This window comes from Microbacterium sp., from assembly GCF_052102115.1.
Classification (GTDB): domain Bacteria; phylum Actinomycetota; class Actinomycetes; order Actinomycetales; family Microbacteriaceae; genus Microbacterium.
Genome location: NZ_JBQDVP010000008.1, coordinates 19,596 through 39,214, shown reverse-complemented (window position 1 = coordinate 39,214; position 19,619 = coordinate 19,596). Strand labels below are relative to the sequence as shown.

Genomic DNA, 19,619 nt, shown 5'->3' with positions numbered 1-19,619 from the left:
TCACCCGCGCAGGGTGACGACCGCATCCCAGATCGCGGCGGCGACGCCGCGCTTGGGCCCCTCGGCGGATGCCACGACGGCACCGCCCGCGCCGATGACCTCGACGGCGTTGTCCGGATTCTCGAACCCGTGGTCGGCGTCGGCGAGGTTGACCGCGAGCAGGTCGACGCCCTTGCGCTCGCGCTTGCCTGCCGCGCGCTCGCGACGGGCGGCCGGGTCTGCGAGCGTCTCGGCGGCGAACGCGACGATCGTCTGCCCGTCCGGACGAGAAGCGGCGAGCCCCGCGACGATGTCGTCGTTCACGGCGAGGTCGATGCGGTCGAGAACGCCCTCCTCTTTGGTGAGCTTCTGATCGGATGCCGTCGCCGGGCGATAGTCGGCGACCGCAGCCGCCATGATGACGACGTCGGCAGAGGCCGCAGCATCCTGCATTGCCGCACCGAGCTCGGCGGCCGTGCCGACCACGTGGATGTCGACGAGTGGATGCTTCGCCGCGGCGAGCACGTCCGCGGAAATGTTCGCGGAGACCAGCGTGACCTGCGCGCCACGGGCGGCGGCCTCAGCGGCGAGCGCGACGCCCTGTCGACCGCTGGAGCGGTTGCCGAGGAAGCGCACCGGGTCGATGGGCTCGCGCGTACCTCCCGCTGAGATCGCGACACGCGTGCCGGTGAGGTCCTGCGGGGCGAGGAGGGCGAGGGCGTCGGCGAAGATCGCCTCCGGTTCCAGCATCCGCCCCGGCCCGGAGTCGCCGCCGGTGAGCTCGCCGTCGGCGGGGCCGAGGACGTGCACGCCCCGCTCGCGGAGCGTTGTGATGTTCGCCTGCGTAGACGGATGCCGCCACATCTCGGTGTGCATCGCCGGGGCGATCGCGACCGGTGCGGTCGTGGCGAGCAGGGTCGTGCCGAGCAGGTCATCGGCCAGGCCCGCCGTCATCTTCGCGATGGTGTTCGCGGTCGCGGGGGCGACGATGACGAGCTCGGCCGCCTGCCCGAGCGCCACGTGCCGCACGCGGGCGACGTCGTCGTGCACGCTGGTCGTGACGGTGTTCCGGCTGATCGCCTCCCAAGTCGGCGTGCCGACGAAGCGCAGCGCATCTTCGGTCGGGATGACCGTCACCTCATGCCCGGACTTGATGAGCAGCCGCACGAGCTGCACCGTCTTGTACGCGGCGATGCCGCCCGTGACTCCGACGACGATGTTCATGACTCGATTCTGCCTGACGAGTGCCGCGCCTCACACTCCGGTGTTGAAGACGAACTCCCCGCCGATCATCGTCGCGCGCACCGACACCCCGCCGATCTCCGCCGGTTCGACGGCGAGCACATCGTCGGAGAGCACCACGAGGTCAGCGAGCATCCCCGGGATCAACGTTCCGCGCTCGTGCTCCTGCCCCACGGCATAGCTCGAACCGACCGTATACGCGTGCACGGCCTCATACGCACTGATCCGTTCGTCCGGCGCCAACACCGCTCCAGACGCCGTCTGCCTATTCACCATGTCGTGGATCGAACGCAAGGGATTCGCATCGGCGATCGGCGCGTCCGTCGAGCCCGGTAGCACGATCCCCGCATCCAGCAGGGAACGCATCCGGTAGCAGTGCTGTGCGCGATCGGCGCCGAGCGCCTTCGCCATGCCGTCACCGAACTCCGAGATGAAGCGCCCCTGCGGGACCGGGATGACACCGAGCGCCGCGGCGCGCGCGATCTGCGCATCATCGGCCACCGCGAAGTGCTCGATCCGATGGCGGACACCGGGGCGGGGAAGGACACGCTGCGCCTCTTCGAAACCGTCCAGCACATGATCGATCGCGGCATCGCCGATGGCGTGCGCGGCTATGGTCCAGCCCGCACGATGCCCCGCGACGATGGCCGCCTGCAGCTCCTCGGCGTCGTATCGCAGGAACCCGGCGTTGTCGGACTCGCCGTGATAGCAGACGTGCATCGCCGCGGATCTTCCGATGAGCGAGCCGTCCGTGACGATCTTCATGGGTCCGAGCATGAGCCGATCATCGCCGAGCCCTGTCCGGATGCCGTCGTCGAAGCCGAGCCACCCGTCGCCGTCGTCGAACACCTGGATGCTGCGCAGTCGCGATACGAATGGCATATAGACAATCCGCGGCATCAGCACGCCGCGCTCGCGTGCGGTCTGGTACGCCGTGAACGCGTACCGGGCGCCCGGTTCCGAGATCGACGTCAACCCATACTCGAGTGCGTAACGCGAGGCGAGATCGATGTACCGCGCGACCTGCTCCTGTGTCCCCGGCTCTCGCAGGCGCTCGATGAGGTTCTGCGCGTTCTCCTGGAGAAGACCGGTGGCCCTGCCCTCGACATCCCGCTCGACATACCCGCCGGGGATGTCCGGAACGCCCGCGCCCCCGGGATACCCGATCAGATCGAACACGGCGGTGCTGACCGTGGTCATGTGCGCCGACACGTGCTCCATCACCACGGCGCGACCTCCGGACGCCTCATCGAGCTGGCGAGCAGTCGGGTGCGCGCCGATGATGTTTTGGTCGTAGCCGGTGGCGTGCAGGACCTCCCCCTCCGGGAGACCGGCTGCCCCCGCACGCACAGCGTCGAGGACGGCATCCATCGTCGATGCGACCGACGGCCGCACATCGACGGCCGCGAGGCGGAACCCGGTGAGCATCAGATGGAAGTGCGCATCGTGGAATCCCGGCAGGACAGCAGCGCCCGCGAGGTCGACGACGCGATCGGCCTGCACACCATCAAGCGCCTCGTCCAGACCGACGACGCGCCCGCTCAGGATGCCGATCCTCGATGCCGCGGGTCGGCGCGGATCCATGGTTCGGATCCGCGCGTTCTCAATGATCGTGTCGATCCTCATGGTGTTCCCTTGCTGTGGTCGACGGCGCGATCGTCACGCAGCCGGAATCCGGGACGACCCGGGACGGAATCGAGAAGGCTGCGGGTGTACTCGGCGCGCGGTGCACGGAAGACCTGCTCGACGTCGCCCTCCTCGACGAGCTCACCCTGGAAGAGCACCGCGACCCGGTCGCTGACATGCCTGACCACGGCGAGATTGTGCGAGATGAAGAGCATCGTCAGATCGAGTTCGGCGCGCAGTGTCGCGAGCAGGCGCAGTACCTCCGCCTGAACGGAGAGGTCGAGGGCTGAGGTGATCTCATCCGCGATCACGAGCCTCGGCCTGATGCAGAGCGCCCGCGCGATCGCGATCCGCTGGCGCTGACCACCGGAGAACTCATAGGGGTACTTGTCGACGGCACCGGCATCCAGTTCGACGCGTTCGAGCCATTCGATGATCGTCTCGCGCTGTCTCCGCACATCCGCCCGCTGCGGATCAAGAGCCTCGGCGATGGCCTGCCCGGCGGTGCGCCTCGGGCTCAACGAGGAGTACGGGTCCTGCGGAATCAGCTGCAGCAGCGTCCGGTCCGCTCGGGTTCCGCGCCGGCGCATTCCAACTTGCTCCCCCGCGATGACGATCCGTCCCGCGCTGACGGGGTTGATCCCCACCAGAGCCTTCGCGAGTGTCGATTTGCCCGACCCGGACTCACCGACCAGGCCCAGGGATTCCCCTGGCATAATCCGCAGCGACACGTCTCTCAACGCTCGCGTCGCGTCGGCCCCCGCGCCGAAGGTCACATCGAGTCCTTCGACGCTCACCAGCGGTGCGCCCGCTGCGGCGTGGTCCTTCGGCATGTTCCGTCTCGTCTCCATTTCGGAACTCACAGCGCTTCGACGTACTCGGCCGCGTCGAGCAGCTTCTGCGTATACGGGTGGGTGACGTCACGACGGGCAAGACGGTCGGCCGTCATCTCCTCGACGATCTCGCCGCGATGCATCACCATCACGCGATCGCAGAGTGCTTCGACAACACCGAGATCATGCGAGATGAACAGAACGGATGCGCCGAGCTCACGCGCCGCGGCGACGAACTGCCGCAGCACAGCCGCCTGCACAGTGACGTCCAACGCCGTGGTCGGCTCGTCGGCGATGATCAGCTTCGAATCCGCGATGAGGGACGAGGCAATCATCGCGCGCTGGAGCATGCCGCCGGACAACTCATGCGGATGCTGCCGCAGGCGCCGCGCCGGACGACTGATGCGCAGCTGCTCGAACCGCTCCAACAGTGCGCGGCGCGCAGCCCCTCTGCTGAGACCGAGATGCGTGCGCGCGACCTCGGTGAGTTGCGTCTCGATGCGAAGTGCCGGGTTGAACGTCGACATCGGATCCTGATAGATCAGGGCGATGTCCTGCGCGAGCGTCTTCGGCGGCACGTCGCTCAGCATGTCATTGCCCGCCGCGACGATGGCGGATGCCGTGGCGTTGACCCCTTCGGGCACGAGGCCCGCGAGAGTCATCGCGGTCAACGACTTCCCCGATCCAGATTCGCCGACGAGCCCGACGATCTCACCCGGAGCCACCTCGAAGGAGATGCCCTTGACGAGATCGATGCCACTGCCTGTTGTGACCTTGAGATCACGCACGCGTACGGCGTTCGCATCACCATCCGATCCCGAATTCGCCTCGGAATCCTGGGGTGCGGAGGTGCCCTCGCCGTGCAGCATGCCGGTTCGTGTCGCCCGGCGCGCACCACGGGTGCGCGGATTGCTGCTCGCGGCGAGCCCATCGCCGATGAGCATGGCGGCGAGCCCCGTCAGCATGATCATCACGCTGGGTCCGACCACCTGCGACGGCTGCGTGTAGATCGCGGCGAGTGCATCACTGAGGAGGAGCCCGAAATCGTACTCCGGCGACTGCACTCCCAGACCGATGAACGACAGACCGGAAAGCTCGACGAGCGTGACGGCGAAGTTGCTCGCCGCGAGCACGAGCAACGGCTCGGCCATGTTCGGGAGCACGTGCCGGGTCATCACGAGCGGCCGGGATACATGCAGCAGGCGTGCGGTCGAAACGTACTCACGCTCCAGCACGGGGGCCGCCATGTTCACCGTGAGCCTCACGAACGCGGGGATGCTGGAGATGCCGACTGCTAGTGCGGCAGTCCAGGCACCAGGGCCGAGGATCGCAGCGATCACAAGGGCGAGCACAAGGCTCGGGAAAGCGACGGCGACGGAGTTGACGCCGATGATGAAGCGCCTGACCCGCACGGGAAGCAGCCAGACGGCGAGACCGATGATCACGCCGACGATGACGGAGATCGCCGAGGCACTGATGGTCAGAAGCAGAGTCAGTCGGGTGGCGACGAGCGATCTCGCGAGCAGATCGCGGCCGAACTCGTCGGTGCCGAGCGGATGCTCCGGCGACGGTGACAGCCGCGTCTGGTCGGTCAGCGCATTCGCGTCCGTGGTCAGGAACATCGGCGCCAATACCGCGACGAGCGCGATGAGCACGAGCAGGATCAGTCCACTCAGCAGGATCGGGTGCAGGCGCCAGCGGTGCGACTCGGTCGCGCCCGTTGCGACGGCGACGGTGTCAGGTGGGGTCGCAGCGGTCATGCGAAAGCCTTTCCGGAGCGCAGCACACGAGGATCGACGATGGCGAGGACGATGTCGATCGTCAGGTTGATGATGATGGCGAGCACCCCGATCGTGAGGATGATTCCGCGGATCAACGGGTAGTCGCGTTCGAGAATCGCCTCGACCACCCCGTTGCCCAGCCCTGGCCATGCGAACACCCGCTCCACGATCACGGCCCCGCCGAGCATGTTTCCGAGGATCAGGCCCGAGAGCGTCAGCGTGGAGGCGAGCAGATTCGGGAGGGCGTACTTCATGTGCTGTTTCACACGGCCGATGCGCCATCCGCGTGCGGTGCGCATGTAGTCCTGCTCGAGCACTGCCGAGGCCTCCCGGCGCACGATCCTGCTGATCGAGCACGTCGGTGCGAGGGTGAGGGCGACGGCGGGCAGCACATAGGAGGCGGGGCTCGTCGCGCCCGCAGCCGGGAGCACACCGAGAGTGACCGCGAATACGATGACGAGGATCGCCCCGAAGACGTAGACGGGCAGCGTCTGCAGCGTGGCGGTGACCCAGCTGAAGCCGACGTCGAGCCAGCGGTTGCGGTTGCCCCGCGTGAGTCCGGCGACCCCGATGCCGATCGCGACCGAGATCACCAGGGTGAGCGCGATCGCCACCAGCGCGATCGTCAGGGTGTACGGCAGTCGCACGGCGATGATCGTCGTGACGTCCTGACCGGTGCGGAACGACTGCCCGAGATCGCCGGTGAAGATCCCTGTGACGTACTGCAGGAACTGCACAGGGATCGGCTGGTCGAGGCCGAGCGCGATGCGCGCGGCCTCGACCTGCTCAGGGCTCGCATCGATACCGGCTGCGATACGGGCGGGATCACCGGGCACGAGGAGGACGAGCACGAAAGTCAGCAGGATCAGCGCTGCTAGCGCGACTGCCAGTTCGATCGCCTTCTGTCTGAGGAAGCGCCCCCACCCCGACGCCCCACGAGCCGTCATGCTCGTCTTCGCTGCCTGCGTGCCCGTCATGCTCATTCCGTGATGCGCAGCGTCGAGAGGTTCTCGCGGCCGGCGGGGTGCCTGACGGAGAACCCGTCACGAGCGACATAGGTGGTCACGTTCGTGGAGAGCGGCACGAAGGCGACGGAATCCAGGACGGCCGCCTGCGCGTCGGCGTACGCGGCGCACTTAGCTTCGTCATCCGTCGCCGCCATCGCCGCCGCGTACGCCTCGTCTGCGACAGGGTTCTGCGCGTACGCAAGGTTGCGTCCGCCGTCGGCGGCGGTCGGTCCGAGCAGACGGCTCATGCCGGTCACGAGTGTTCCCACATTGTTGATGCTCGCGAAGACCGTGGCGTCCCATTCTCCGGACTGCGCGGGGCTGAGGACCGTGCTGATCCACGTGCCGGTGTCGGTCACATCCGACTCGACCGTCGCGCCAGCGGCCCGGAGCCGCTCAGCGATGTAGGTCACGCCAGCGCCGTTCACACCGATCGCTGTCGGTCCGATGAGGCGGATCGTCACGCCCTCGAGCACCGGTGATGCCGCTTCCTCATCCTGTGGGACGAGGAGCGATGCGTCCTCGTTCACACACTGCAACTGCGGATCGCCGGCGGATTGGAGCAGTTCGCCGAGCGGGTTGACGGCCTCGCGGAAAGCCGCTTGGTCGACCACCTGGGCGGCGGCGCGGCGGACCTTCTCGTCCGCGAACGGGCTGGACTCGCTCTGATTGAAGATCAGGAAGTAATCTCCGAGCACGCCGAACTCGGTCGTGTAGTCGTCCCCTTCGAAGCGTGGCAGATCCTGATGCGGCACGATCGCAACGTCCAGTTCACCCGTTGAGAGCTGGTTCGGCACCGCGTCGTCCGCACCGACGCTGAAGGCGAGGTTCTCCGCCGGGCGACCCACGAGCGGTTCGGCGTAGTCGGCCCAGTTGTCGTAGTCCTCGCGCAGGGTGAAGCGGTAGTCGACGCCGGGTGTCGCCTTGCTCAACGCGTACGGGCCGCTCCAGGCGCCATCGACGGTTCCGGCAGCGAGCCCCTCGGGGTCATCGAGGCCAGCCGGACACACGATCCCCGCCGCCGGGACGGTGAGCCCGACCACGAGTTCCGAGTACGGCGCATCGAGCTGAATCTCGACGGTGCCCGCCTCGTCGTCGGCGAGGACCGCCACCCCTTCACCGCCGAAGATCAGAGGCGCAATGGCGGAGCCGGTCTCGGGGGCGGCGAGGCGCTGCAGGGAATCGGCGACGATGGTCGGGGTGATCACCGTGCCGTCTCCGCACGTGCCCGCGTCGCCGATCTCCAGAATGACGCCACTGTCGGTCTGCTCGTAGTCCGTGGCGATACCGGCGATGATGCCGTCGTCGTCGCGGCGCAGCACGGTGTCGTAGCCGATCTGCGCCATCCGGTAATCGTCGACACCGGTGACCAGAGCGGGATCGAACGTCGTGGGGTCACTCGTCCACGTGCCGCGGATAGTGTCGACCCCCTCGCCTCCCCCGGTCGTAGCGCAGCCAGCGGTGGATGCCAGGACAAGGGCGACGCCGAGTGCGGCGAATCGGACTCGTCTGCTGTGGAAACTCACGATTGATGCCTTTCGCGGTGCTTTCGGGACGCCTCGTTGCGTGATCCGCCATTTGAGCACGATGCGCGCCACACCTACACTGGGTGCATGATTCAACAGTGGAGAGCACCATGAATGCATGAATCTCTGCCGCTCGATGCTTTGACTGAGGCGTTGATCGGAGCCCTGCAGCTCCACCCCCGGGCAAGCTGGTCCCATCTCGCGCCGATCCTCGACGTGGACGCTTCAACGCTGTCCCGACGCTGGAGGCGGTTGCACGACAGTGGCCTCGCCTGGGTGACGTGCCTCCCATCCCGAACCAAGGACTGGTTCTCGTTTCCACCGTTCGGCGCCACCGTGCTCATTGAGCTCGAAGTCGCACCGGGGGGTCGGGATGCCGTCGCCGCTCGCGTCGCGCACGACGCGCGAATCGCGACGATCGAGGCGACAACCGGTCAAAGAGGGCTCGTGCTGCACGCACGATTCCGGACTCCTCGCGAGCAGGACGAGTACGTCGAATCGGTGCTGGGCTCGATACCGGGGATCATCGCCGCCCGGCAGACGCCGGTACGCGAGATGATCGTGTCGCCTGCGGCATGGCGGACCGGAAAACTGCCGGCGCCACAGCACCACGCCGCGGTCGAGCTGTCACGAATCGACGCGGGACGCACCGTCACCCGGCACCCCACCGTGCTCGAGCTGCGGGTGCTGCGCGAACTGGGCGCTGACGGCCGCCGGTCCGCCGCCGACATCGCCAGACGCATCGGCTACTCACTGTCTGCGGTGAACTCCGCGATTCCCCGGGCCGTGCACGGTAGCGGGATCGCGGAGTTCCACGTCGATTTCGCCGCGGAGCACCTGGGGTGGACGACGATGGGCACGATCCTCCTCCAGGCGCCCCGCGCGCAGCTCGCTGAGATCGGTGCGGCGCTGTGGCGCTACCCGGGACACGTCCGCACCGCGCTCGCGCTGTTCGGACAGGCAAATCTCGCCGTGAGCATCTGGTCGCGCGAACACTGGGCGATCGAGGTGATGGAGGAGATGATCACGACGAGCTTCCCGCAGGTGCGCGTGGCCGATCGATGGAGCACCACACGCTTCTACAAGCGCGACGGAGCGCTGCTGCGTTCGGACGGATCAAGGGAAGGGTTCGTCGATGTGATCACCATCGAGGAGGATTCACTGTGACCCCCGAACGACTTCGCACCTTTCTCGCCGTCGTCGAGCTCGGCACCGTCTCGGCAGCCGCGCGGACGCTCTACGTCGCGCAGCCGGCGCTGAGTCGGCGGCTGCGCGCACTGGAGGCCGAGACCCGCCTCACCCTGTTCCGCACCTCGCACGGCCGACTCGTTCTCACGGCCGCCGGCCAGTCCTTCGTACCCATCGCCCGGTCGCTCCTCAACGCCCACGAACAGGCTCAGCGATCCGCTGACGACCTCCGCCTGGGGCGATTGACCCACGTGACGGTCGCCGCCACCCGCGCCACGATCAGAGGGATGCTCGAGAGATTCATCGCCCAGACGTCTCCCCCGGACCCTGCCGTCCTCACCGTCGAATACGCACCGGACACCATCGAACGCGCGTTCGCCGAGGGTGCGGATCTCGCCATCATGCCCTTCACCCCGCCGCCGATCTTCGCGCACCTGTACCTCGGTGAGATCACCGTCCGCGCTCAGGTGCGCCGCGATGACCCGTGGGCGGGGCTCTCCGAGATATCGCTCCGCAAGCTCGCTACGCGCAGGCTCTTGCTCCCCACTTCCCGCAGCGCCACGAGGGCTGTCGTCGATGACGCGTTCCGTCACGAGAAGATCCACCCCGCCAGCATCCTGGAATCGGATGACGGCGGAACGCTGTTCTCGCTCGTCGCCGCCGGCCAGGGGGTGGCCCTCACCACCGAACGGCCACGCGCCGCGGGCCTCGTCGAGCTCCCCCTCCGATCGAGGGCACCTCTGCACTTGCCGCTGTTCGCTGCCTGGGAACAGGATCACTACGCGGCGACCGCGCTGCGCGCCCTCTCGACCGGAATGCGCCCACTGCTCGGCTAATCGGGGTCGCTTGGTCGAAGATATGCCGAAGCAGCATGGCATCGACAGGATTCACGCATCGACGGCATCGGGGCGCCGCGTTGACAGATAGGTGTTGAATACGTAACCATCAAAGGAATGCCTCCACGACGAAGAGAGCAGGCGATGAGCTCACCCGGAACGTTCGGCGGCCGGATCGGTACGACGACCGCCGACTCAACGCCCGATTGGGAAGACTTCCGCCGCCCGCCCGTCGGAGCCCCGAACTTCGTGGTGATCGTCCTGGACGACACCGGATTCGGGCAGCTCGGCCGGTTCGGAGGCGCCACCGATACTCCCGCGATGGACTCTATCGGCGCAGAGGGCGTCACCTTCACGAACTTCCATATGACACCACTGTGCTCACCATCGCGCGCCTCCCTGCTTACGGGACGCAACCATCATTCGGTGGGCATGGGCTATCTGGCCGGCTACGACACCGGTTACCCCTCCTACCGGGGACGAGTCGAACCCAACGCCGCGACGGTCGCACGGATGCTGCGCGACGAAGGCTACTCGACATACGCCGTGGGCAAATGGCATCTGGTTCCGCCGAGCGATCTCGGCGGCGACGGCCCCTTCGACCACTGGCCACTAGCGAAGGGATTCGACCGTCACTACGGGTTCGTCGGCGGTGAGGATGACCAGTTCTCCCCGCAGCTCTGGGTCGACAACCACTTCGCCGACCCGCCGAAGGACCAGGATTATCACCTCTCCGAAGATCTGGTCGACCAGAGCATCGGCATGATCTCCGAGCACATCAGCGCCGGCCAGGACCGGCCGTTCTTCCTCTACCTCGCCTTCGGCGCGATGCACGCCCCTCATCAGGCTCCGGCCTCGTACATCGAGAAGTACAAAGGACGATTCGACCACGGGTGGGATGCGGAGCGCGCGAGAGTTCTGCAGCGTCAGATCGAGCACGGCATCGTGCCCCAGGGAACCGAGCTGCCCCCCTCCGCGGACAAGATCCCCGCGTGGGACTCCCTGAGCGCAGACGAGAAGCGACTGTACGCGCGGATGCAGGAGGTGTTCTCGGGATTCCTCGAGCACACCGACGACCAGGTGGCAAGGCTTCTGGCCCATCTCGACGCGAACGGGCTGAGCGAAGACACTCTGGTCGTCGTGGTCTCCGACAACGGAGCTTCCGCGGAGGGCGGGCGCGACGGCACCGTCAATCAGTTCCGGCACTACATGGGCATCGAGGACTCCATCGAAGAGAACCTCGCACAGCTCGATGAGATCGGCGGACCGAAAACGCACAATCATTACCCCGCCGGGTGGGCGCAGGCGGGCAACACTCCCATGAGGTTCTTCAAATGGGACACCTACGCTGGCGGCGTGCGGGTGCCGTGCATGGCACGATGGCCCGGAGGGCTGGCAGGGCAGGGCACATACCGATCTGATTTCGCCCACGCCGTAGACATCGTGCCGACCATCCTCGAGGCATCCGGGATCACGCCGCGGACGAGCTACGACGGCGTCGAGCAGCTGCCGATCCACGGCTCGTCACTTCTGCGTCGGCCGGCCCCGTCACGCTCGCAGTACTTCGAGATCACGGGCAAGCGCGGGCTCTGGTACGACGGATGGAAGATCGTCACCAGGCACAGTGAGGGCGATGAGTACGGCATCCATGAATGGGAGCTGTACGACGTCACCACCGATCTCGCCGAACAGTTCGACCTCGCCGCACAGCACCCGGAGATCGTCGCGCGACTCGACCGCGAGTGGTGGGATGCCGCGGAGCGTTACAGCGTACTGCCCCTCGACGACCGTACGCACTTGCGTGCCCTGGATCGTGGGCCGAATGGCCACCGCGATCACTTCGTACTGATGCCGGGAAGCCGGCAGTTCTCAACCGTCGCCGGCCCGAACTGGGTGGGTCGGTCCTATCGTCTGGCCACGCGGATCACCCGTGCTCCTGGCGATGACGGCGTCATTATCTCGTCCGGGCGGCGGGCGGCGGGGTTCGCGCTGTTCGCTCTGAACGACCGCCTCCGGCTCGACTACAACCGCGCGGGGCTCCGCACGGAGCTGGAATCGGCGGAGGCGCTGCCAGTCGGGCCGTTCCTGCTCGAATGGGAGATGGATGTGAAGTCGCGCTGGCTGGCGAATGCGCGCTTCCTCGTCGACGGGCGCGTCGTGATGGAGGGCGCAGTGGCGACCCTGCCGGGAGGACTGGGGCAGGCGAGCACACAGGTCGGGCACAGTGCGCCGTCCGCGGTGAGCGACGCCTACGCACCGCCGTTCTCCTTCAGCGGCGAGCTCGGCGCCATCTCGCTCGACTTCGCTGACGGTACCCCGGCCGCGAGCTCGGAGGCGGACCTCCAACAGCAGTAGCGGCGTCACCCGCGCGCGCCCATAGACTGGCGTCCGTGTGCACGGTGGTGATCGATGTCGGCGACGGCGGAGCGTCCCGTCTTCTCGCGGTCCGAGACGAGGACCCGCAGCGCGAGTGGGATCATCTCGGCCCGTGGTGGCCCGATACGCATCCGGGCGTGGTCGGCATCCGGGATCGACGCGCCGGCGGCGCCTGGCTCGCGGCCGACCTCGAGACACGACGGCTCGCCGTGCTGCTGAACCGCGCCGATGTGCTCGAGCTGCCTGAGGACCGCGTGCACACTCGCGGCAGCCTCGCACTCGAGTCCGTCGTCGGGCGCTCTCCCGTCGGCGCCCTTTCGATGCACGGTTTCAACTTGCTCGAAGTCGGACCGGATGCCGCGCGCGTGCTTTCCTGGGATGGCGCCGAGCTGATCGAGACGCCGGTGCCGCAGGGCGTGCACATGATCGCCCACGACGGGCTGGACGACCCGGCAACCGCGCGCATCGCCCGTTGGCTTCCCGAGTTCCGCGCTCGCACTGCACATGCGGACGACTGGGAGGAGCGCTGGGGCGACCTGCTCGCGGCGTCCACGGAGCTGGATCCGACCGATGATGCGGCGATCATCCGCGACAACCGTCCGCACGGCTACCCGACTCAATCGCTCCTCTGCTGCCTCGCCGAGGTCGGTCATGCCGGTGTCGAGGTGCACGAGGTGCCGCTCCCGGGCAACTGACCTGGCGAATCGCCGATCGCATCGGTTACTATGGTTACGCAACCAAATGGGTACGTAACCATTGATGCCACACGAAGGAGTGTCATGTCCCATCATCCCGACATCGACGAGCTCGGGCTCGACTCGAAGAAGCAGCGCAACCGAGCAGTCATCGGCAGTTCGGTCGGCACCATCATCGAGTGGTACGACTTCACCCTCTATGGACTTGCCTCGGCCCTCGTCTTCGCACCGCTGTTCTTCCCGGGCGGCGGCGACCTCGCCGGCATGCTCGGAGCATTCGCGACCTTCGCCGTCGGATTCGGCGCCCGCCCGATCGGCGGGCTGATCTTCGCGCACTACGGAGACCGCGTCGGCCGCAAGACGACGCTACTGGTGACGCTGCTCATGATGGGCACGGCTACGACGATCATCGGCCTCCTCCCCACCGCCGATACCATCGGCGTCTGGGCGCCGATCCTGCTGATCCTGCTGCGCATCTTCCAGGGCGCAGGTGCAGGCGCCGAGTTCGCCGGGGCGATGACGATGGCGAGTGAATCCTCCGCCGTGCGCAACCGCGCCTACATAGCTGGCTTCCCGGGCGCTGCCGTCTACCTGGGCATGGCTCTCGCCACGACGGCGTTCGCGCTGGTGAGCATGCTGCCCAAGGAGCAGTTCCAGTCGTGGGGGTGGCGCATCCCGTTCATCGCCAGCGTGGTCATCGTCGCGTTCGCACTCTACTTCCGCCTCAAGGTCAAGGAGACGGCGGCGTTCGAGGCTGTCGAGCGAGAGGGCGAGATCCGCCGCGCCCCACTCGTGCAGGCCGTGCGCGACCACTGGCGCACTCTGCTCGCCGGAATGGCGATCTTCGTGTTCGCGCTGCCGTGGACGTACGTCGTGGGCACGTACGCCCTGTCGTACGTGACCGGAACGCTCTCCGTCGACCCGACGCACGCCCTCGTCGGCCTCATCGTCGCGCAGGTTCTGACGATGCCGGCAGCTCCTCTGTTCGGCCGCCTCGCGGACCGCATCGGCCGCAAGCCCGTGCTTATCGGAGCCGCGATCTTCGGCATCCTGTACGCCTACCCGATGTTCCTCCTGTTCCAGAGTGAGAATCCGGTGCTCGTCGCGATCGCCCTGATCATCGGGCTGGCTGTGATCCAGGGATCGACGATCGGCGTCTCCGCCGCGATGCTCGCCGAGCTCTTCCCGACGTCGATGCGTTGGAGCGGGATAGCGATCTCCCGCGAGATCCCGGTGGCCATCGTCGGCGGTACAGCGCCCTTGGTCGCTACTGCTCTGGTAGCGGCGAGCGGGGGCACGCCGTGGCTCGTGGCTCTGTACCTTGCGGTGCTGAGCGTCGTCGGCCTCATCGGAATCGCTCTTCTTCCCGAGACCTTGAATCGTCGAGCGCCGGATGCCGAGGCCGCAGCCGACGGTCAGTCGATCCGGGTGTGAGAACAGCGAAGAGGAGGGGCTGCTCGAGAGCAGCCCCTCCTCTTGTGCGTCACCGGTTCGTTACGGCTCGAGCAGGATCTTCAGACTCGTCGACCGACGATCGATGAGATCGTCGAAAGCCGAAGCGGCGTCGTCCAGCGGACGACGATCGAAGAGCAGGGCGAGTGTGACATCGCCCGTCGGCAGCAGACCGTCGGCGAGCAGACCGAGCGCTCGCTCGAAGTCCTCACGGGTGTACATGTGCGAGCCGAGGATCGCGCGCTCCTGCCTCTGCAGCAGCATGCCGTCGAACGAGAGCTCCGGGGCGGCGACGCCGACAAGCACGAGAGCTCCGCCGGCGAGAACCGACCCGAGCAACCGAGCCGGGAGCTCGCCACCGCCGACGCAATCGAAGACGACGTCATGCTCGGTCGGCGGTATCTCGGCGACGACGGTGAGACCGAAATGCGCGACGACCTGCTGACGCGAGGGGACGGTCTCGACGAGCGTCACGGACGCGGCTCCCATCGCTCTGGCCGCGAGCGCCACCAGCAGTCCGATCGGTCCGCCGCCGACGACGAGCACATCGCCGTCCGCGACACCGGATGCTCGGTCGACGGCATGCGAGGCGACCGCGAGCGGCTCGACGATCGGTGCGATCTCCTCCGGCACACCGTCTGGGATCACGACCAGCGCATCGGCCGGCACGAGCACCTCATCCGCGGCGCCGCCGTCGATCTGCCCGCCGATCAAGCGCATCTGCGCGCAGAGGCGCGGCTGGCCCCGCCGACACTGGATGCACACATCGCATCCGACGAAGGGCAGGATGGCCACTCGTGCGCCGACGAGGTGGGCGGCGTCCGCTCCTGCACGGTCGACTACCCCGACGACTTCGTGGCCCGGCACAATCGGTGGCCGGATGACGGGATGCCGGCCGGTCAACATCGACGCGTCCGATCCGCACAGGCCGCAGCTCGTGACACGGACGACAACCTCGCCGGCATCCGGAGTCGCGCGCTCCGCGCACTCCAGCTCGACGCGCCCTACCTCCACGATCCGTGCCTGACGGAACCCGTCAGCCGGCGACTCAGCCAAAGACGACCTCAGGCTTGCGCTCGGCATCCTGCTGCTGCTGAGCGGCGAGCGCGTGAGCACGGTCCTCCTCTGTCCACAGGGGGGTCCGCCGATCAACACCGCGGCGGCCTGCTGCCCGTTCGACGACGGTTCGGATGCCAGCGGCATCCAGGCCGTAGTACCGGTAGAGGTGGGTGGGTGGTCCGAAGATCGAGAAGTCGCGAAGACCGTGTCGATGCACCGGTGTCGCGACTCCGTGATCGGCGAGGGTCGTGAGGATGCTCGTGCCGATTCCGCCGTCGACCATGTGATCCTCGACGACCACGACGACGTCGTGGTCGGCTGCGAGACGGGCGATCTGCTCCTGGGGGAACGGCCGGATGGTGTGCAAGTCGACCACGGTCGGCTCCAGGCGCCCGTCCGCACGCAGGGCATCGGCGGCATCGCGCGCAGCATGCACGGTGATGCCGCTGGAGATGACGAGCACTCCCGACCCCTGACGCAGGATCGATGCCTCGCCGAACACGACGGAGGCGGTGTCGTCATAGACGTCCGGGCCGCTGGCCCCGCGCCCCATCCGGAAGTACACCGGACCCGGCACGTCGACGGTGGCACGCACCAGCGACTCCGTGGCCGTGAGATCTGTCGGCGAAACCACGGTCAGGTTAGGGATCGACCTCAGCGCCCCGATGTCCTCGATCGCGTGGTGCGACGATCCGAAGTACCCCATCGAGATGCCCGTGTGGGTGCCGATCGTGCGCACCGGGAGGTTCGTGTACGCGTGGTCGTTGCGGATCACATCCAGGCTCTGCATGCTCGCGAACGCAGAGAACGTCGACATATACGGGATGGCTCCGCACGAAGCGAGACCGGCGGCGATCCCCAGCATGTTCCGCTCGGCGATCCCCGCCTGGATGAACCGGTCAGGATGCCGCACCGGAAAGTCCGCCATGAAAGTCGACCAGGTCAGGTCGGCACTGCCCGCGAAGATGCGCGGGTCCTCGTCGGCGAGATCGGCGAGGATCATGCCGATGGAGCGGGTGGGGTACCCATCCCGGCCCTCGTGGTCGAACGAGGACGGATCCGTCAGCTCGGTGGCTAGTCTCGTCGGTCGCATCATCGGGTTCCGCCTTCCGTACTCACGGTGTTGAGGGCACTCTCGAGGTCGGCGCCTCCGAGGTATCCGATATGCCATTCGGCCTTGCCCTCGATCGGCGGTACACCCTTACCCGCCACAGTGTCGGCGACGATGACTGTCGGTGCCCCACCCTCGGCGTGACGCTGAGCGAAGCGCGCAAGCGCTCCGTCGATCGCCTCGAGATCGTGTCCGTCGATGCGCTCCACCGCCCATCCGAAGGCCCCCCACTTATCACCGATCGGCTCGTAGTCGAGCACATCGCGGGTCGTGCCGTCGACGCACACGGTGTTGACGTCGACGATCGCGAGGAGTCCGGAGAGGCTGTTGGCGCCGGCGAACCCGACGGCCTCCCAGATCTGCCCTTCGTTCAACTCGCCGTCGCCGATGATCGCTACCGACCGGGCGTCGTCGCCACGCATTCGCGCGTGCAGCGCCATCCCGGCGGCGATCGACAGGCCGTGCCCCAGCGCTCCGGACGAGAAGTCCATCCCCGAGACCTTCTTCATATCGGGGTGGTCACCGAAAGCGGTGCCCAAGCGCGTATATGTGCGCAGTTCCTGCGGTGCGAAGAACCCGAGGTCCGCCAGGACCGCATACAGGGCGGAACAGGCGTGACCCTTGCTGAGGACGAGCCTGTCCCGCTCGAGGCGATCGGCGTCATCTGCGTCGACGCGCAGGAAGCCGTGGTACAGCGCGACAAGAAGCTCCACACACGAGAAGCTCGGTCCGTAGTGCCCGCTCCCCGCGATCTCAGCCTCGAGAAGGATCGTTCGGCGGATATGCGCTGCGATCTCTTCACGCGTGCGCTGTTCGGTCATGGTCAGGGTGGTCACGATGCTCCTCTATCTCCCGGTCCAGCGGGGTTCACGCTTCTCGACGAAGGCGCGCACGCCCTCGTCTGCATCGGCCGAACGCAACAGTTCGGCGTCCGCGTCGGCGATGCGCTGCCAATCTGGGTCGTCCCGCGTCTCGCCCGGATCGATGCCGAGGAGCGTGCGCTTGCTCGCGCGGACGGACAGCGGCGAGTTGCGGTTGATCCTGTCGGCGAGCTCGAGGGCCGCCGTCAGCGCTTCGCCATCTGCGACGACGCCGTTGATGAGCCCCAGCTCGAGCGCCCGGTCCGCATCGATCGACTCTGCCGTGTAGAGCAGTTCTGCAGCGATCTTCGTGGACACCTGCCGACCGATCCGGAAAGCACCTCCGGCTGCGGCCATCTTGCCGACGCGTGCCTCGGGGAACCCGAAGACGGCGGAAGAAGCCGCGACGGCGAGGTCACAGTGCAGCACCATCTCAAAACCGCCGCCGAGCGCCATGCCGTTCACGGCAGCGATGACGGGCTTGGAGATGTCGAATCGTACGATGCCGGCGAAGCCGAGATGCTCACGATCGGGGTCATGCACCACCTCGCCACGGAAGACCGCCTTCAGATCCGCTCCCGCGCTGAAAGCACGATCTCCCGCTCCGGTGAGGATGACGGTCCAGATATCCGGATCGTTCTCGGCGCTCTCGAAGGCGTCCGCGAGGTTCCGGGCGACTCGGAGGTCGACGGCGTTGCGCACCTCAGGACGGTCGATCGTGATGATAAGGGTGCGTCCCTCGATGCGCGTGCGCACCAGGGGTTCGTCACCGTCGATGTCGACCACGGACTCTGCTTTAGCCACGCAGCACTCCCTTCTCGATCAGGGCATCCACGGCGGCGGCATCCAGAGAGCCGAACTCCTCCGCCACGCGCCGACTGTCCGCGCCGAGTGCTGGCGGCGGATCGAAACGCTCATGCGACTGGTTCGAGAAGCTGATCGGCGGTGCGACGAGGGTGACATCTCCTGCCACAGGATGCTGGATCGTGCGGAACATGCGGTTGTGCACGACCTGCGGATCTTCCGGCACCTTGGTGAACTCGTTGACCGGAGCGCACCAGACATCGTGCGCGAGCAGCTCCTCGAGCAGTTCGTCGCGGTCACGGTCGGAGGTCTTCGCCTCGATCAGCGCCTTGACATCGCCGCGCTTCTCGAACACGCTCTTGGCCTCTTCGTCGGAGAGCTCAGGAATGTCCAGAATGCCCGCGATGAGGTTCACGGGGTTCATCGAGATCGCGATCCAGCCGTCGCGGGTGCGGTACACGCCATAGGGAGCGCCCGTGAAGGCATTGCCCGCACCGCCTTCTGGGCGCTGAGGCGTCACTCCGCTGCTCAGCGCGGCAACGAACTCCTGGGTCTGGAAGGCGATGATGCTGTTGAGGAGCGAGACGTCCACGCGCTGACCCACGCCGGTGCGCGAACGCTCGACGAGTGCGGCGAGGGTGCCGTAGATGATGTGCAGGCTCGCTGAGACGTCGGCGGCGCTCACTCCGACCGGCACCGGCGGGTCATCCGCGTCGCCCTGCAGGTTGGGCAGTCCGGCGACGGACTGGGCGAGCAGATCCTGACCCGGGCGCTTCGCATACGGTCCATCGACGCCGAAGCCGGAAGAGGCGACATAGACGAGCCCGGGGTTGTCGGCCTTCGACGCTTCGTACCCGATCCCGAGTCGATCCATCACTCCGGGACGGAAGTTCTCGACGACGACATCGGCCTTGCGGATGATGTCGCGAGCGACTTGCAGACCCTCGGGTGACTTCAGGTCGATCGCGATCGATTCTTTGTTCCGGTTGAAGGCGAGGTAGCTCACCGACTCCCCGCCCGGATAGGAATTGAGCATCGCGTAGGAGCGGGTCCAGTCACCATCGAGAGGCTCGACCTTGATGACGCGGGCGCCGAGGTCCGCCATCGCCTGCGTCGCGAACGGCCCTTGCAGCAACTGCGAGAAGTCTGCGATCACCACCCCGTCGAGGGGCCCGTTCATCGTTTCGTTCCATTGCTCGTCATCGTGTCTCCGTCGTCACATCGGGGGTTCGTGTTCCATAATG

The 19,619-nt window shown here is 67.0% G+C and carries 16 protein-coding genes; 5 read left to right on the top strand and 11 right to left on the bottom strand.

The annotated features are described in order from the left end of the window. From coaBC to ACTICP_RS04430, 6 genes are read right to left on the bottom strand one after another with little or no spacing between them, the layout of a single operon-like run. Entirely contained in the window at window positions 1-1,203 is a 1,203-nt protein-coding gene (gene coaBC / locus ACTICP_RS04455) for a bifunctional phosphopantothenoylcysteine decarboxylase/phosphopantothenate--cysteine ligase CoaBC (RefSeq protein ID WP_441889911.1), read from the bottom strand. 30 nt (window positions 1,204-1,233) lie between these two features. Next, window positions 1,234-2,847, bottom strand: coding sequence for an amidohydrolase (locus ACTICP_RS04450; RefSeq protein WP_441889909.1), 1,614 nt, complete (start codon window positions 2,845-2,847; stop codon window positions 1,234-1,236). Then, the gene (locus ACTICP_RS04445; RefSeq protein ID WP_441889907.1) at window positions 2,844-3,680 is read right to left on the bottom strand and encodes an ABC transporter ATP-binding protein; all 837 of its coding nucleotides are present in this window, start codon (window positions 3,678-3,680) and stop codon (window positions 2,844-2,846) included. The genes ACTICP_RS04450 and ACTICP_RS04445 overlap by 4 nt, the downstream gene beginning before the upstream one ends. 26 nt (window positions 3,681-3,706) lie before the next feature. Then, on the bottom strand, window positions 3,707-5,440 hold the full coding sequence (locus tag ACTICP_RS04440; RefSeq protein ID WP_441889906.1) for a dipeptide/oligopeptide/nickel ABC transporter permease/ATP-binding protein: 1,734 nt from the start codon (window positions 5,438-5,440) through the stop codon (window positions 3,707-3,709). After that, on the bottom strand, window positions 5,437-6,438 hold the full coding sequence (locus ACTICP_RS04435; RefSeq protein WP_441889904.1) for an ABC transporter permease: 1,002 nt from the start codon (window positions 6,436-6,438) through the stop codon (window positions 5,437-5,439). Before ACTICP_RS04435 ends, ACTICP_RS04440 begins: the two co-directional genes overlap by 4 nt. A gap of 2 nt (window positions 6,439-6,440) precedes the next feature. Continuing rightward, on the bottom strand, window positions 6,441-7,994 hold the full coding sequence (locus ACTICP_RS04430; RefSeq protein WP_441889902.1) for an ABC transporter substrate-binding protein: 1,554 nt from the start codon (window positions 7,992-7,994) through the stop codon (window positions 6,441-6,443). A 336-nt stretch (window positions 7,995-8,330) separates the two neighbouring features. Here ACTICP_RS04430 and ACTICP_RS04425 point away from each other — a divergent pair, with 336 nt between their 5' ends. The 5 genes from ACTICP_RS04425 to ACTICP_RS04405 all read left to right on the top strand — a co-directional run bounded on the left by ACTICP_RS04425 (window position 8,331) and on the right by ACTICP_RS04405 (window position 14,523). Further along, window positions 8,331-9,161 (top strand): Lrp/AsnC family transcriptional regulator, encoded by an 831-nt coding sequence (locus ACTICP_RS04425; protein ID WP_441889900.1) that lies wholly within the window; start codon window positions 8,331-8,333, stop codon window positions 9,159-9,161. Beyond that, on the top strand, window positions 9,158-10,018 hold the full coding sequence (locus ACTICP_RS04420) for a LysR family transcriptional regulator (RefSeq protein WP_441889898.1): 861 nt from the start codon (window positions 9,158-9,160) through the stop codon (window positions 10,016-10,018). The genes ACTICP_RS04425 and ACTICP_RS04420 overlap by 4 nt, the downstream gene beginning before the upstream one ends. Window positions 10,019-10,162: 144 nt before the next feature. Continuing rightward, entirely contained in the window at window positions 10,163-12,373 is a 2,211-nt protein-coding gene (locus ACTICP_RS04415; protein ID WP_441889896.1) for an arylsulfatase, read from the top strand. Between the two features lie 35 nt (window positions 12,374-12,408). Further along, window positions 12,409-13,089: an NRDE family protein gene (locus tag ACTICP_RS04410; protein ID WP_441889894.1), complete on the top strand. Its 681-nt coding sequence runs from the start codon at window positions 12,409-12,411 to the stop codon at window positions 13,087-13,089. Window positions 13,090-13,173: 84 nt separating this feature from the next. After that, window positions 13,174-14,523 carry an MFS transporter gene (locus tag ACTICP_RS04405; protein ID WP_441889892.1) on the top strand — a complete coding sequence of 450 codons (1,350 nt, stop codon included), beginning with the start codon at window positions 13,174-13,176 and terminating at the stop codon, window positions 14,521-14,523. A 60-nt stretch (window positions 14,524-14,583) separates the two neighbouring features. On the opposite strand, the gene ACTICP_RS04400 is transcribed toward ACTICP_RS04405, so the two are convergent. The 5 genes from ACTICP_RS04400 to ACTICP_RS04380 are packed head-to-tail and all read right to left on the bottom strand — an operon-like array spanning window position 14,584 to window position 19,555. Then, a complete protein-coding gene (locus ACTICP_RS04400; protein ID WP_441889890.1) occupies window positions 14,584-15,597 on the bottom strand; it encodes a zinc-dependent alcohol dehydrogenase in 1,014 nt (337 codons plus the stop codon). Further along, a complete protein-coding gene (locus tag ACTICP_RS04395) occupies window positions 15,590-16,696 on the bottom strand; it encodes a transketolase family protein (protein WP_441889888.1) in 1,107 nt (368 codons plus the stop codon). The genes ACTICP_RS04400 and ACTICP_RS04395 overlap by 8 nt, the downstream gene beginning before the upstream one ends. Further along, the gene (locus ACTICP_RS04390) at window positions 16,693-17,547 is read right to left on the bottom strand and encodes a transketolase (RefSeq protein WP_441889886.1); all 855 of its coding nucleotides are present in this window, start codon (window positions 17,545-17,547) and stop codon (window positions 16,693-16,695) included. Before ACTICP_RS04390 ends, ACTICP_RS04395 begins: the two co-directional genes overlap by 4 nt. A gap of 9 nt (window positions 17,548-17,556) precedes the next feature. Beyond that, window positions 17,557-18,375, bottom strand: coding sequence for an enoyl-CoA hydratase-related protein (locus ACTICP_RS04385; RefSeq protein ID WP_441889884.1), 819 nt, complete (start codon window positions 18,373-18,375; stop codon window positions 17,557-17,559). Then, window positions 18,368-19,555 (bottom strand): CaiB/BaiF CoA transferase family protein, encoded by a 1,188-nt coding sequence (locus tag ACTICP_RS04380; RefSeq protein ID WP_441889882.1) that lies wholly within the window; start codon window positions 19,553-19,555, stop codon window positions 18,368-18,370. The genes ACTICP_RS04385 and ACTICP_RS04380 overlap by 8 nt, the downstream gene beginning before the upstream one ends. Window positions 19,556-19,619: the final 64 nt, after the last annotated feature.

Bases quoted from the DNA above. Each gene is read 5' to 3' on its own strand.
- ACTICP_RS04445 (WP_441889907.1), bottom strand. From the start codon at position 3,680: ATGCCGAAGGACCACGCCGCAGCGGGCGCACCGCTGGTGAGCGTCGAA.
- coaBC (WP_441889911.1), bottom strand. From the start codon at position 1,203: ATGAACATCGTCGTCGGAGTCACGGGCGGCATCGCCGCGTACAAGACG.
- ACTICP_RS04405 (WP_441889892.1), top strand. From the start codon at position 13,174: ATGTCCCATCATCCCGACATCGACGAGCTCGGGCTCGACTCGAAGAAG.
- ACTICP_RS04415 (WP_441889896.1), top strand. From the start codon at position 10,163: ATGAGCTCACCCGGAACGTTCGGCGGCCGGATCGGTACGACGACCGCC.
- ACTICP_RS04395 (WP_441889888.1), bottom strand. From the start codon at position 16,696: ATGATGCGACCGACGAGACTAGCCACCGAGCTGACGGATCCGTCCTCG.
- ACTICP_RS04450 (WP_441889909.1), bottom strand. From the start codon at position 2,847: ATGAGGATCGACACGATCATTGAGAACGCGCGGATCCGAACCATGGAT.
- ACTICP_RS04440 (WP_441889906.1), bottom strand. From the start codon at position 5,440: ATGACCGCTGCGACCCCACCTGACACCGTCGCCGTCGCAACGGGCGCG.
- ACTICP_RS04380 (WP_441889882.1), bottom strand. From the start codon at position 19,555: ATGAACGGGCCCCTCGACGGGGTGGTGATCGCAGACTTCTCGCAGTTG.
- ACTICP_RS04435 (WP_441889904.1), bottom strand. From the start codon at position 6,438: ATGACGGGCACGCAGGCAGCGAAGACGAGCATGACGGCTCGTGGGGCG.